14 protein-coding genes are annotated in these 13,632 nt (G+C 56.7%); all 14 read right to left on the bottom strand.

Annotated elements, in window-relative coordinates:
- Positions 1-36: 36 nt before the first annotated feature.
- The 14 genes from ACW9KT_RS21280 to ccoS all read right to left on the bottom strand — a co-directional run bounded on the left by ACW9KT_RS21280 (position 37) and on the right by ccoS (position 13,625).
- Positions 37-2,085 carry a M13 family metallopeptidase gene (locus tag ACW9KT_RS21280; protein ID WP_457084210.1) on the bottom strand — a complete coding sequence of 683 codons (2,049 nt, stop codon included), beginning with the start codon at positions 2,083-2,085 and terminating at the stop codon, positions 37-39.
- 325 nt (positions 2,086-2,410) lie between these two features.
- Positions 2,411-3,337: an oxygen-dependent coproporphyrinogen oxidase gene (hemF, locus tag ACW9KT_RS21275; protein ID WP_457084208.1), complete on the bottom strand. Its 927-nt coding sequence runs from the start codon at positions 3,335-3,337 to the stop codon at positions 2,411-2,413.
- 241 nt (positions 3,338-3,578) lie between these two features.
- Positions 3,579-4,463: a universal stress protein gene (locus ACW9KT_RS21270; protein WP_457084206.1), complete on the bottom strand. Its 885-nt coding sequence runs from the start codon at positions 4,461-4,463 to the stop codon at positions 3,579-3,581.
- A gap of 48 nt (positions 4,464-4,511) precedes the next feature.
- Complete coding sequence (locus tag ACW9KT_RS21265) at positions 4,512-5,276, bottom strand: sulfite exporter TauE/SafE family protein (RefSeq protein ID WP_457084204.1); 765 nt, start codon at positions 5,274-5,276, stop codon at positions 4,512-4,514.
- 54 nt (positions 5,277-5,330) lie between these two features.
- A complete protein-coding gene (locus ACW9KT_RS21260; protein WP_457084202.1) occupies positions 5,331-5,792 on the bottom strand; it encodes a FixH family protein in 462 nt (153 codons plus the stop codon).
- 56 nt (positions 5,793-5,848) lie between these two features.
- Complete coding sequence (gene ccoG, locus ACW9KT_RS21255) at positions 5,849-7,258, bottom strand: cytochrome c oxidase accessory protein CcoG (protein ID WP_457084200.1); 1,410 nt, start codon at positions 7,256-7,258, stop codon at positions 5,849-5,851.
- A 13-nt stretch (positions 7,259-7,271) separates the two neighbouring features.
- Entirely contained in the window at positions 7,272-8,168 is an 897-nt protein-coding gene (locus ACW9KT_RS21250) for a cbb3-type cytochrome c oxidase N-terminal domain-containing protein (RefSeq protein WP_457084198.1), read from the bottom strand.
- Positions 8,162-8,431, bottom strand: a complete 270-nt coding sequence (locus ACW9KT_RS21245; protein ID WP_457084196.1) for a hypothetical protein — start codon at positions 8,429-8,431, stop codon at positions 8,162-8,164. The genes ACW9KT_RS21250 and ACW9KT_RS21245 overlap by 7 nt, the downstream gene beginning before the upstream one ends.
- Positions 8,425-8,628 (bottom strand): hypothetical protein, encoded by a 204-nt coding sequence (locus tag ACW9KT_RS21240; protein ID WP_457084194.1) that lies wholly within the window; start codon positions 8,626-8,628, stop codon positions 8,425-8,427. The genes ACW9KT_RS21245 and ACW9KT_RS21240 overlap by 7 nt, the downstream gene beginning before the upstream one ends.
- A gap of 133 nt (positions 8,629-8,761) precedes the next feature.
- Positions 8,762-10,972: a cytochrome-c oxidase, cbb3-type subunit I gene (gene ccoN, locus ACW9KT_RS21235; RefSeq protein ID WP_457084192.1), complete on the bottom strand. Its 2,211-nt coding sequence runs from the start codon at positions 10,970-10,972 to the stop codon at positions 8,762-8,764.
- 195 nt (positions 10,973-11,167) lie between these two features.
- Positions 11,168-12,163 (bottom strand): NADP-dependent oxidoreductase, encoded by a 996-nt coding sequence (locus ACW9KT_RS21230; protein ID WP_457084190.1) that lies wholly within the window; start codon positions 12,161-12,163, stop codon positions 11,168-11,170.
- Between the two features lie 103 nt (positions 12,164-12,266).
- Positions 12,267-12,701 (bottom strand): organic hydroperoxide resistance protein, encoded by a 435-nt coding sequence (locus ACW9KT_RS21225; protein WP_457084188.1) that lies wholly within the window; start codon positions 12,699-12,701, stop codon positions 12,267-12,269.
- A gap of 41 nt (positions 12,702-12,742) precedes the next feature.
- Positions 12,743-13,195, bottom strand: coding sequence for a MarR family winged helix-turn-helix transcriptional regulator (locus tag ACW9KT_RS21220; RefSeq protein ID WP_457084186.1), 453 nt, complete (start codon positions 13,193-13,195; stop codon positions 12,743-12,745).
- A gap of 259 nt (positions 13,196-13,454) precedes the next feature.
- Positions 13,455-13,625 (bottom strand): cbb3-type cytochrome oxidase assembly protein CcoS, encoded by a 171-nt coding sequence (gene ccoS, locus ACW9KT_RS21215; protein ID WP_457084184.1) that lies wholly within the window; start codon positions 13,623-13,625, stop codon positions 13,455-13,457.
- Positions 13,626-13,632 lie beyond the last annotated feature (7 nt).

Here is a 13,632-nt window from a genome sequence, read left to right as displayed (position 1 = left end):
CTGGGGGGCTTTTTTCGGTCAGGTACGGTTTTTAAACTACCAAATAACCACCCGTTCGCTGACTGGCCGCCACATGGCGTCGCCTTCTTTGATGTTGAACGCCGTATAGAATGCCTCCAGGTTTGAGAGCGGGCCATCAACCCGGAACTTAGCGGGGGAATGGGGGTCGGTGAGCACTTGCGTCCGCAAGCTTTCATCCCGGGCTTTGGTGCGCCAAATAGCGGCGTAGGATAGGAAGAAGCGCTGGTCGGGCGTCAGACCGTCAATGAGTTGGGTGCTCTTGCCCTGGGCCGTTTTCTTGAAGGCCTGATAAGCGACCGTCACGCCGCACAAGTCGCCAATGTTCTCGCCCAGGGTGAGCTTGCCATTGACGTGCAGCGTGTCGAGGGCTACGTATTGGTTGAACTGCTTGGATAGGGCTGCGCCCCGCGCCTTAAAGTTTTCCAGGTCCTCTTTGCTCCACCAGTTACTGAACCGCCCTTGCGCATCGAACTGGCTGCCCTGGTCGTCGAAGCCGTGGCTGATTTCGTGCCCGATGACCGTGGCAATGCCGCCGTAGTTGACCGCGTCATCAGCCTTGGGGTCGAAGAAGGGCGGCTGCAAAATGCCGGCCGGGAACACAATCTCGTTGTTGAGCGGGTTGTAATACGCATTCAAGGTGGGCGCTGACATGGTCCACAGATTGCGATTCACAGGCTTGCCTACCCGGCCAAAACCATCCCGGAATTCAAAGGCCGTAGCCGCTTTGACGTTGCTGAAGTAGTTGGGCCCAATTTGCAGGGCAGAATAGTCTTTCCATTGATCGGGGTAAGCAATCTTTCTTCTGATGGTGCCCAGCTTCTGCATCGCCTTTTCTTTGGTTGGGGCAGTCATCCAGCTGTTGGCTTGAATGCGCTCACCGAAGGTAGTTATCACATTTTGCACTAGGTCGTCCATGCGCTTCTTGGCATCGGCCGTGAAATATTTCTCCACGTACACTTTGCCCAGAACTTCGCCCAGCATGGCATCCGTGACATTTACTATCCGCTCGTTTCGGGGCCGCATCTCCGTTTGGCCGGACAAAGCAGTAGCGTAGAAGGCAAAGTTGGCGTCGGTGAAAGGCTTGCTCAGGTACGGGGCCGCGTTACTGAGCAGGCGCACCTTTAGGTAGTCTTTCCACGTGTCGAGGGGCGTAGCGGTCAGTTCTTTGCTGAGGCCGTCCAGAAACTCGGGTTGCGCCACAATTAGCTTGGTCGAGGGAATGTTCAGCTTCCGAAACATAGCCTCCAACCCTAACAGCGGAAACTGCTGGGTCGATTTTTCCGGCGTATAATAATTCAGTAATTTCTGGATATTCCGGTTCTCTGTAGCGGTCCGAGCACCCACGGCCAAGCGGGTTTCCAAGGCCATAATAGCCCCGGCTTTAGACTTGGCGGCCGCTTCGGGAGTGCCAGCGAGCTGGAGCAGCTGTTGCAGGTAGGCAACGTACTTCTCCCGGATGGCCACGGCTTTTGGACTGGCATCGGTGTAGTACGACTTCTCGGGCAGCCCCATTCCTCCCTGGCCAAGTATCACCGTTTCGACGTCGTTGCTAATTGGGTCGGCAATGTGCCCAAGACTAAACAAGGGCGAAATATTACCGCTTAGCCCCGTCGCAAACTGCGTTGTAGTTTCGGTCACAACTCCTTGCGGGCTGGTGATGGCATCAATGCGCTTCAGGTCAGCTTGTATGGGTTGAAGTCCCAGCTTGTCAATGGCGGCTGTATTCATGCCGCTGTTGTAAAAGTCCTGTAGCTTTTGCGCGTCGCTGCCGGGTTTGTTTTTCTGGGCGGCAGTGGATTTTATTAGTTCCTGTAGTCGAGCCCGGGTTTGTTTTCGGATGATGCCCCAGCTCCCCCACGAAGCCTCCGTAGCGGGAATCTCATTGGCTTTAAGCCAGCCGCCGTTCGCGTAGCTGTAAAAATCATTACCAGGCTTCACCGTTCGGTCGATGGTAGTCTGGTCCAAATGATTTTGCTTGGCTTTAACAGAGTAGGATTGCTGGGCTTGCACGGAAATAGCGCAAGTGAAAATCAAGAGGGAAGACTGAATAAACGTTTTCTTCATACCATCGGCGTTGAGAGTTAAGCCGAAAGCTATATTAAATACTTTCAATAAAATACTGTAATTTTTTGATGCTATTGGATTAGTGCCTGTATAATGAGTGAGACGTTCTTCTGTTGAGCTTAAATAGAAAATATCAGTGCTTTAAATTAAAACGTCCTCAAGCCTTTGAGCTAATGCCTTGGTTTAATTAGGTAGAAAATTACCTTGAGTATGCTCATGTCCCTAGTTCGCTTAAATAGGAAAATCATAAGGACTAAATACGTCCGCTATTCGAACCATGACACACCTAGGCCTTATGATTTTTAACCGGTTAGTACAATTTGCGCTAAGCCCACTCTATGTCTTTGCGCAGCCAGGCTTGGGTAGCTGCTTCGGCCGAGCCGGGGGCGGGCTGATAGTCGTAATGCCAGGCGGCCAGCGGGGGAAGGCTCATCAGGATAGATTCGGTGCGCCCGCCAGTTTCCAGGCCGAAGCGGGTGCCTCGGTCGATGGCCAGGTTGAACTCCGCGTAGCGGCCTCGACGCACCAGCTGCCACTGCTTTTCCGTTTCCCCGAAAGGCAGGTTAGCATTCTGGCGCATAATAGTGGAATAGGTGCGGCCGTACACTTCGCCCACCGCTTGTATGAAGGCAAACAGGTCGTCGAAGCTGCCATCTTTACCAACCGTTAAACGGTCGAAGAAAATGCCCCCCACGCCCCGGGTTTCCTGGCGGTGAGGCAAGAAAAAGTACTCGTCGGCCCATTGCTTGAAGCGTGGGTAATAGCTGGCATCGTGCTGATTGCAAACCTCCCGGATCTGCTCGTGGAACCAGCGGGCCTGCGCCTCGTCCACATAAATAGGCGTCAGATCGAGCCCACCGCCAAACCACGCTTCACCATTACCAGCCTCGAAGTAGCGTACGTTCATGTGGGAGATGGGTACCATGGGGCTGCGTGGGTGCTGCACCACCGATACGCCGGTGGCAAAATAGTTCGGGTCGGGCATGAGCAACTGGCGGGCCGCTGCTTCGCTCATCTGGCCCCACACGGCCGAAAAGTTTACGCCGCCCTTTTCCAAAATATTCCCGTTGCCGATCACGCGGGTGCGGCCACCACCGCCTCCTTCGTGGGCCCACTGGTCTTCCTTAAAAGTAGTGCCGCTATCGGCCTGTTCGAGCTGCTGGCAAAGCCAGTCCTGGAAGCTGCGCATCCATGCTTCGACGGTAGCGCGGGTTGTTTGGGTATCGGTGGTGTTAGCGGTTTCGGTAAGCATATGTTGACTTATAAGTTGTTTGTCAGCACGGTATGGAGACGCCATAGTTGGAGTCTGGTCGTTGCTGATGTTGTTTAAATATGTAGTAGTTGTCATCCTGAGCTTGCGAAGGACCTTATGCCCGATGAACGACTTGCTCAGGCGTGACAAGGTCCTTCGCAAGCTCAGGATGACAAACGACTGCCGTTCAATGGCGGGACTTCAACTATGGCGTCTCTACAGCAGTTTGTGCATTATTAGCTTAAAATGTTACGGTTTCAAGGCGAATCAAACTCCGGTTTTCTGCGGCTTGGCGCAAGGCGCAATGGTCGCAGCAGGCTTTGGTGGGCAAGGTGCTGGTGGGCAGCAGCAACACAGGGATGCGCAAGTGATAGGCGTTGGTTTTGATATAATGGGGATTGAAGAGGCGGCGAGTCAGGCAGCCATCAGCCGTGGCAAGAACCAGGAGCTGAGCGTTTTGCTGGGCGCAGAATTCGCTGATGTCTTCCAGCGCATCTTCCTCGGGCAATAAATGCACGGCCGCTTCGGGTAAGCTGGCGTGCACTTGCAGCATGGCTTTTTTCAGCACTCCAAGTCCTGTCGTGTTTGAGGGATAAAATTGTACCAGGTCGAAATGAGAATCGGAGGTGCGGGCCAGGGCCGTGAGCTGCGACAGGTGCTTGGTGTCGAGGGTGGCGAAGTTGCCGGATACAACCACCCGACTAGCTAGCTCGTGGCGGCCGGGGGGCACGATAAGCACTGGGCAGCTCACGCACTCTGGCAACTGGGTGAGGGGAGTGCCGGCGGCCGTAGCGGCGGCGCAGTCGGTGAGGGTGAGGCCAGTCACGACCAAGTCGGCGCGGTAGCCGGCTACCAGCACTTCGAGGCCGTCGGGTAGAGCCTCGGTGGCTAGGTGGTAGTGGTAGCTGAGGCGACGTCCATTCTGCCGGCTGAGCTGCTGGTAGCGCAGGCGCTCGGCTAAGGCTTGCAGGCGACCAAGCAAATCGGCGCGCTGCTTCGTGTCTAGCGAGGCACCGGTACACACCAGCACAATCTCGGCCGACAGGCGCAGGGCTAGCTTATTGGCATAAATCAGCGCGTTTTCGGACGCTGCCGTGAAATCAATGGGCACAAGAATGGTTTGCATGGCAACGACGCGTTGAGAGTGATCCGGAAATCCGGCTTGGTTCAGTACTTATTTTGAGTTGGGAGTCGGTGTGGGCGTTTCGCCGCGGCAGTAGTGCATAGTGGCCGGCATCTGGCTGGAGCGCTTGGTAGTTGTAATAACCTCGTGGCTCAGCTGTGGGCTGAGATAAGGAATGCCCAAGCCGAGCCCGCGCACGATAAACAACAGGGCTAAACTCGTTGCCAAAACTGGCACTGCCTGCCGCATCCGAGCCCGCCATGCGAAGGGCACTAGCTGTCCGGTAAGCGAAAGCGCTAGCATTAGGGGCAGCGTGCCCAGGCCAAACAGCGCCATATACTGCATGGCACCAAGCACGCCCGGCACGCTCAGCGCCCCGGCCAGCGCTAGATACACCATGCCACAGGGCAACAGACCGTTCAGAAGACCCGTGGTGTAGAGGGCGCCGAGAGAAGGTCGCTGGTAGAAATAGGCCAGCTTGCTTTTCACTTGAACCAACACGCCATCCAGTTTCAGGAAGGCAGCGGCCTGGCTCAGCCACCGCTCCGGTGCCACTACCAGTAATAAAATAAGCCCCCCAGAAACCAGCGACAGGCTTTGCTGCCAACCGGCCAACTTCAGGCCCTGACCCAACAGACCCGCCGCCGCTCCTAGCAGTGTGTAGGTAGTCACGCGGCCCAGGTTGTAGAGCATGCGCCCGGCTACGTAGCGCCAGCTGGGGCCACCCGCGCCCGGCAGCGCCAGCGCAATGGCCCCGCACATGCCTACGCAGTGGAAGCTACCCAAAAGCCCGAAAAGAAAGCCAGCCCAAAGCATTGGCGAGGTGGTGAGATTGTGAAGTGGGGAGTTTTTGCGCTAATAAGCTAGACTCTACTTAATGGTCAGTTCTTCTTCGACGAAGTACTGCTGGCCGCCGGCCTTAAAATCGATGCGCAGGCGCCAGTAGCCGGGTTGGAGCTTGCTGGTATTGAGCTGCTGGGGGGCTTTTTGGGTGGGCGTGAAGGGTAGCTTGAAGTCCAGCTTTTGATCGGAGGGGCGGAAGAAATGCACGGTGCCTGCTACCTGTTGTCCGGCCATGCTGGGGGGCAATTCCAGGGTCAGGCGCTGGGTATCTTCATTGTAGTGCACCTGTACCGGAGCCGGCAAGGCCGCCGTGCGGGCCACCGATTCCATGCGCTTTTGGTAGGCTATTTCCTGCTGGTAATAGTCGGCGCTGACCAGGTCGACGCTGGTGCGCATGGCCTGCTGCACCATAAAGCCGATGTAGCTGGCGAAGAGCACGAAGGTGGCAATGATGGCGTAGGGCCAAAAATTAAAGCGGGAGGTGGTCATGCGAACGGTCGAGGTAAGGCGGACGGCGAAGTCTGCCGATGATGAGGCGGCGCGGGCTACTGCGCTGGCCCGAGGAACTTGGTTTTGGTTTCGGCAATCAACTTCCCCTCGCTAAAGACGCCAATGCGCAGCTTCTGATTGGTAGCGTGCAGGGCCGACTTCGGCAGCTCGGCGAAAAACACGCCTTCCGTTATTCCCTGGGCGGGCAGCGTCAGGCCATTGGTACCGACGAAGGAAATTTGCCCCCCAGCCGGCTCCAGCACCTTTAGCGTAATTGGATAAGGATGATTGGTCTTGTTGATGACCGACACGTTGTAGAGATTGGTGATGGTGCCACGGTCGGTTTTTTGGAACAATTGGCCCGGCGTGCGCAACACCGTGGCCTGCACGTTGGAGCGCGACACCAGTAGAAACGTCAGCCCCATCAGCAGCACCACTAGCACGCCCGATAGCACTTTCACGCGGCCCTGCAACCGGAATTTGGTGCCTTGAGCAATGTTGTTTTCCGAGGCGTGCCGGATCAAGCCTTCGGGCTTGTTAATCAGGGCCATGATGTTGTTACAAGCATCGATGCAAGCTGTGCAGTTGGTGCATTCGAGCTGCTGGGCGCCGTTGCGAATGTCGATGCCGGTGGGGCAGACCTGCACGCACTGGTGGCAGTCGATGCAGTCGCCAGCGGTGCGCGTTTGGTTTTTGCGCAGCTTTTCGCGGGGCTCCCCGCGCTGGTAATCGTAGGCGACTACCAGGCTGTCTTTGTCGAGCATCACGCCTTGCAAGCGGCCGTAGGGGCAAGCAATGGTGCAAACTTGCTCCCGAAACCGGGCGAACACCGCGTAGAAAACGCCCGTGAACAGCACCATGAAAGTCAGGCCGCCGAGGTGCTGGCGAGGCGGGTCGGTGATAATGCTGACCAACTCATCGGACCCGATAATGTAAGCCAGAAACGTGTTGGCAATTAGAAATGAAATGACCAGAAACAGCGCGTGCTTGGTGGTTTTGCGCCAGAGCTTGTTCCAGTCCCAATCGGCGCGGTCGAGGGCTTTTTGCTGGGGCGCGTCGCCTTCGAGCCAGTACTCGATGCGGCGAAAAACCATTTCCAGAAAGATGGTTTGGGGACACACCCAGCCGCAAAACGCCCGCCCGTATACCACCGTGAACACGATGACAAACAGCACAAACGTGAGGGCCGCCAGCAGCAGAATAAAGAAATCTTGGGGCCAGAAGATTTGCCCGAGGATGATAAACTTCCGCGCCGGCAGATTCAGCATCAGCACCGGCAAGTCGTTGATGCGCAGCCAGGGGCCGGCAAATAACACCAGCAGCAAGCCGTAGCTGATCCACATACGGGCGCGGTAGAAGCGGCCGCTCGGCCGCTTCGGATACAGCCACACACGCTTACCCGCCGCATCTACCGTGGCGATAGAGTCGCGAAAGTCGTCTTTGGGATGGTAGGTGGTGGCTGACATCGAGGTGTGCTGATTAATGTGCGGCGGCTATGGTTTTGCTGGTTTTGCTAGCCGTTTCTTTTTCGCCCTGGGGCTCCTTGGCATTTGCCGGTTTGGAGCCTTGCAGCGATTGGATGTAGGAGGAAACTTGCAGAATCTGCTTGCCGGCGAGCTTGCCTTTCCAGGCTACCATGCCTTTGCTGGTGACGCCGAACTTGATGGTTTTGTACACCTGATTGATTTCACCGCCGTGCAGCCAGTATTCGTCGGTCAGGTTGGGGCCAACTTTGCCCTCGGCGTTGGCGCCGTGGCAGGGGGCGCAGTTGGTGGTATAAATCGACTTGCCGGCGCTCAGATCGGCGGGGGCTGTGAGGGCGGTATAGGTCGTGAGCTTGTTGGGGTCGTCGGGCTCGGTAGATACCAGCAGGGCGGCCTGCTGCATTTCGGTTTCATATTCAGCCGTTTGCAGCTGCCCGGCTTTGGCCACGTGGTAGTAGCCCAGGTAGCCAATGGCAAACACGATGGTGAAGTAGAAGCCGTACTTCCACCAGGGCGGCAGGTCGTTGTCGAACTCCGTGATGCCGTCGTACTCGTGGCCCATGTCCTCGTCTCGATACTGACCGGTTACCAAGCGGGCGTCGCCAATGAGCAGTCCCAGCACCTTGCCGCTCCAGGTGTCGTGCACGGTGGGCAGTTCGTACACTTTGCGCAGCTGGGGCTTCATCTTCACGATAATCATCGTGAAGAGCAGCACAAACACCATCAGCACGAGGGCCAGCGTGCTCAGCAGAAACCAGAACAGCAGCATCTGCGCATCGGGGCTTCCGGCTGTTGCGGGCGCGGTGGCCGTCGGCTGGGCCAGCGCGACAGTGCCGGACAGTAGCAAGCCTGCAGCCAGCGGCCAGCGTTTGGGATTCGGTACGCTTACCATGAGGTAACTCCTTTCTGCTCTTGGTTGAAAGACTTGTTGACTGCTTTAGCGCGGGCATTCCGGAAGTGCCGGTGCGTAGCCGAGGCCATAGAGGCGCCCGTGACCAGCACGACAATAAGCACGATGCCTAAAATGCCCCCCAGCAGCCAGAATAGCAGATCGGGACCCGTGGGAGCTGGCGCCGTGGGGGCAGTTTGGGCTGCTGCGAGCTGGGTGCCGAGCAGACCCAACGCAGTAAAGACGGTAGTGCGCTTGGTTAGCATATAACATCGTGTTCGAGGTGATTTTTCAGGGCTTCGTCTTCGTTGAGCAAGGGGAGCTTGCTCATGGTATCCAGGTGCTGACGGTTGGCGATGACCACGTAAATCAGCAGGGCCAGAAAGAAGAGGAAGAAGATGACGAAGGAGATAATGGGATAGATCTCGACGCCGGCAATGGACTGCAATACTTTCTTATCCATGGTGGATTGAGGTTGATTTATGAGGCGGTCATACAGAGCGCAGCGAAGCATCTCGCGTGTTTAGTTGTTTAGCTGGGCAACATCAGCACGCGAGATGCTTCGCTGCGCTCTGTATGACCGCCTTATTGGTGAGTTACTGAGCCGAGGCCGCAGCCTGCTCGGGCTTCACTTTGATATCAGTGCCTAGGCGCTGGAGGAAGGCAATCAAAGCCACGATTTCCTTGTCTGATTTCACTTCGATGTCTTCCTTTTTCAGCTCCTGCACGATGCCCTCAGCCTGGCGGCGCGCATCGGCCACGGCTTGCTTGTCGTAGCCAGCGGGGTAGGGCGTGCCTAGCTGTTGCAGCACTCTGATTTTGGCGGGCAGGTCGGAGTAGTCAATCTCGTTTTCAAACATCCAGGGGTAAGGCGGCATGATAGAGCCGGGCGACATACTGGTGGGGTCCATCATGTGGTTGTAGTGCCAGGAGTGCGGATATTTGCCCCCCAGGCGGTGCAAATCGGGGCCGGTGCGCTTAGAGCCCCACAGGAAGGGCCGGTCGTACACAAACTCGCCCGCTTTGCTGTACTCGCCGTAGCGCTCGGTTTCGGAGCGGAAGGGACGCACCATCTGGGTGTGGCAGTTCGAGCAGCCTTCCTTGATGTAGAGGTCGCGGCCCTGCAATTCCAGCGACGTGTAAGGCTTCACCGAAGCAATGGTCGGCACGTTGGAATCGACGAGGAAGGTGGGCACCATTTCGACTACGCCGCCAATCAGGATGGCAACCGTGGCACCAATGGCTAGCTGCAAAGGGCGGCGCTCGATCCAGCGGTGCCAGTGGCCGGCATCGGCGTGCGGATCCTGGCTGGCGGGCAGCAGGGCCGGCGCGTGCGCTTTCTCAGCGGCCAGCAGCGTACCGGCATTAGCTGTTTTTATCAGGTTGTACACCATCAAAAACACACCGCTCAGGTACAGCACCCCACCGATACCACGCATGTAGTACATGGGCACTATTTGCAGCACAGTTTCGAGGAAGTTAGGGTATTGCAGCATGCCTTCGGCATTAAACTGCTTCCACATCAAGCCCTGAGTAAAGCCGGCCCAGTACATGGGCAAAGCATAAAATAGGATGCCGATGGTGCCCAGCCAAAAGTGGGCGTTGGCGAGTTTCTTGGAGTGCAGCTCGGTGCGGTAGAGGCGGGGCCACAGCCAGTAAAGCACGGCGAAGGTGAGAAAGCCGTTCCAGCCTAAGGCGCCAACGTGCACGTGGGCTACTATCCAGTCGGTGAAGTGGGCAATGGCATTTACGTTTTTCAACGAGAGCATCGGACCCTCGAAGGTGGCCATGCCGTAGGCCGTAATGGCCACCACCATAAACTTCAGCACGGGCTCCTCGCGCACTTTGTCCCAGGCGCCGCGCAACGTCAGCAGGCCGTTGATCATGCCGCCCCAGCTCGGAGCAATCAGCATCACGGAGAATGCTACGCCCAGACTTTGAGCCCAGTCGGGCAGGGCGGTATAAAGCAAGTGGTGAGGTCCGGCCCAGATATAAATAAAGATCAGGGACCAGAAGTGAATGATGCTTAAGCGGTAAGAATACACCGGCCGGCCGGCGGCCTTGGGCAGGAAGTAGTACATCAGACCCAAATAAGGCGTCGTCAGGAAGAAGGCTACCGCGTTGTGGCCGTACCACCACTGTACCAGCGCATCCTGGACCCCGGCGTAGGCCGAGTAGCTTTTCATGAAGCTTACCGGCACTTCCATGGAGTTCACGATGTGCAGCACGGCTACCGTCAGGAACGTAGCGATGTAAAACCAGATACCTACGTACAGGTGCCGCTCGCGCCGCTTGGCAATGGTGCCAAACATGTTCCAGCCAAACACCACCCACACCAGCGTAATAGCAATGTCGATGGGCCACTCCAGCTCGGCGTATTCCTTGCTGGTAGTGTAGCCTAATGGCAAAGAAATGAGGGCGCTAAGAATGATAAGCTGCCAGCCCCAGAAGTGAATCTGGCTGAGCTTTTTGGAGTACATGGCCGCTTTGCACAGGCGCTGCAGGGAGTAATACACGCCCATGAAAATGCCGTTGCCGACGAAGGCGAAAATAACGGCGTTGGTGTGCAAGGGCCGGATGCGCCCAAACGTGGTAACGGCCGTGTTCATGTTGGCCTCGGGCAAGGCCAGCTGGAAGGCGGCCAGAATCCCGACCAACATGCCGGCAATTCCCCAGAATACGGTGGCGATACCGAAGTCGCGGACGATCTTGTTGTCGTAGAAAAACTCATCGACCGCGCGGGTTAGGGGGCGTTTTACCGGCGGCGGCTCGGGAAGAGTAAGTAGAGGAGTAGGAGCGACTTCCATACGTGAAGAAGTAAGTGGTTTACTGCTTCAAAGGTCTTCCGCGGCGTATTCCGGTAGCATGACGGATGTCAAGCCTGGGCGTGATTGATGTCAACCAGGCTAGGTTGCCGTTACCCCACACGCAAACCGCCCCAGCAACTCCTGCTTATGAGGAGTTGCTGGGGCGGTTTAATTATTGAGATGAATACGAAGTGGCTACGACACCTTCACAATGGCTTTGCCCGTATTTTCACCCTCAAACAAACCCAGGAAAGCTGCCGGAATCTGGTCGAAGCCTTCGGTGATGGTTTCATCAAATTGCAGCTTACCCTGCCTGTACCATTCACCGAGTTTCTGCATGCCCTCGGGCCAGCGACTTAGGTAGTCGCTCACGATAAAGCCCTGGAGCTTCGTGCTCGTCTTCAGTAGCTTGCCTTCAGGGCGCGGGCCCATAGGTACTTCAGTGGCGTTGTAAGTGGAAATTTGGCCGCAGAGGGCAATACGGGCGTGCTTGTTCAGCAAATCGTACACGGCATCGGTAATTTTGCCCCCCACGTTGTCGAAGTAGCAGTCGATGCCGTTGGGGGCGGCAGCGGCCAGCGCAGCCGGAATGTCGGCGGTTTTGTAGTTGATGGCCTCATCGAAGCCCAGTGACTTCAGGTACGCTACTTTCTCGTCGGAGCCAGCCGTGCCGATGACGCGGGCGCCGTGAATTTTGGCCAGCTGACCCACTACCGAGCCCACTGCTCCGGCCGCGCCCGAAACGACCACCGTTTCGCCGGCTTTGGGCTGGCAGATGTCAAGCAGACCGAAGTAAGCCGTCAGGCCGGGCATGCCCAGCAAGCCGAGGTAGTAGCTAATGGGCGCCGGTCCGCTGGGCACGCGGTTCAGCCCCTGCCCATCCGATACGCTGTAAAGCTGCCAGGGCAGGTTGCCGACCACGATGCTACCCACTGGCAACGTGTCGTTCTGACTTTCCACTACTTCCGCCACCACGCCGCCTGCAATGGGCTGGCCTACGTCAAACGGCTCTACGTAGGACTTGGCATCGCTCATGCGGCCGCGCATATACGGGTCAACGGATACGTAGCGCATCTTGAGCAGCACCTGGCCGGCGCTTGGCTGGGGCATGTCACTGGTTACAAACTTGAACTGTTCAGCCGTGGGCCGACCCTTGGGGCGACTGGCTAAGAGGATGGTTTCGTTTTGCATAAGTGGGAAGTATCAGGTAATGGCAATAAAAAAGGTCATCCTGCCTACACCTTAGTCAAGATGACAAACGGGTGTACGCAGGATGACCAGTTGGCAAACGCAATTAGGCGTTCGTCGTGGTGGTGAGATTTACTTCAATGTTGCCGCGGGTGGCGCGGGAATAGGGGCAAATGCCGTGGGCGGCTTCTACCAAAGCCTCGGCCTGGTCTTGGGCGACGTTGGGAATGTTGATGCTCAAATCGGCGGAGATGCCATAGCCGCCATCTTCGGCTTTGCCAAAGCCAATCAGGGCTTCCACGGTTACGTCGTTGAGCTTCACGCCGGCCTGACGGGCCGCTACGCCGAGGGCGCCTTCAAAGCAAGAAGCATAGGCCGCTGCAAACAACTGCTCGGGGTTGGTGGTGCTGGGTTTGCCGGGGCCACCCATTTCCTTGGGCGTGCTCAAGCCCAGGTTCAGTACGTCGTTGTTGGTAGTGATGCTACCGTCGCGGCCACCTTTGGCTTTGGCTTGTGCAGTGAAGACTTTTTCGATTTTCATCGGAAGAGAAATTGGGTTGGAGTAAAAGACAGCTCGCCTACTCAGGCGAGCTGGGTTAAAAGCTGGTGTAGCTGCTTGCGCAGGATGGTAAATTCAGTGGAAGTGAGCTTAAGTTTTTCAAGGAGCTTTTCCGGTATGTGGCTGGCGCGCTGCTGAAGTGCGCGCCCGGCAGGCAGCAACCGGATGAGCACTTGTCGTTCGTCGCTGGGGTCGCGGCGGCGACTCAGCCACTGCTTCTGCTCCATGCGCTTAAGCAAGGGCGTCAGCGTGCCGGAATCGAGTAGTAGCTGCTCGCCTAGGGCCTTCACCGTCAGCTCCTCGTGCTCCCACAGCAACAGCAGCACCAGGTACTGCGGATACGTCAGCTCCAGCTCTTGCAGGTAAGGCTGATACGCTTTGGTCAGCATGCGCGAGGCGGCATAGAGCGGGAAGCACAGCTGATTTTCAAGCTGCTGGGCTGGGTTCGAAGGAGAAGGAATGATAGGCTTGCTCATAGATTTCTGAGTGGTAAACCAGGATGGATTGTATAAGTTTTAATTGTGCACAATTGAAATGATAAATAAATATGAATTGCTAGAGTATAAGAGGCGGTCATGCAGAGCGCAGCGAAGCATCTCTACTGCAACGGTAATCTCAACGAAGCGGGAGAGATGCTTCGACAAGCTCAGCATGACAGTTACTGTGGCAACGACCGTGAGGAGATGCTTCGCTGCGCTCTGCATGACCGCCTGTTTTATACAATACCCTCTATAATTACTTCCCCATTTTTGCCGGCGCTGGCTCATCTTCTTCATCAAACAGCATGCGCACTGACGGCGTGTATTCGTCGTCGTATTGCCCGCTGCGGACGGCCCACAAAAAGCCCCCCAGGAAGGCTAGCGCCACTAATAAGCTGATTCCAATCAGCAAAAAGATAATGGTCATGGTGGTA

The sequence above is a fragment of the Hymenobacter sp. HD11105 genome (assembly GCF_054051685.1).
The sequence above is the reverse complement of the archived record's forward strand: the minus strand, read 5'-3'. Positions and strand labels throughout refer to the sequence as shown.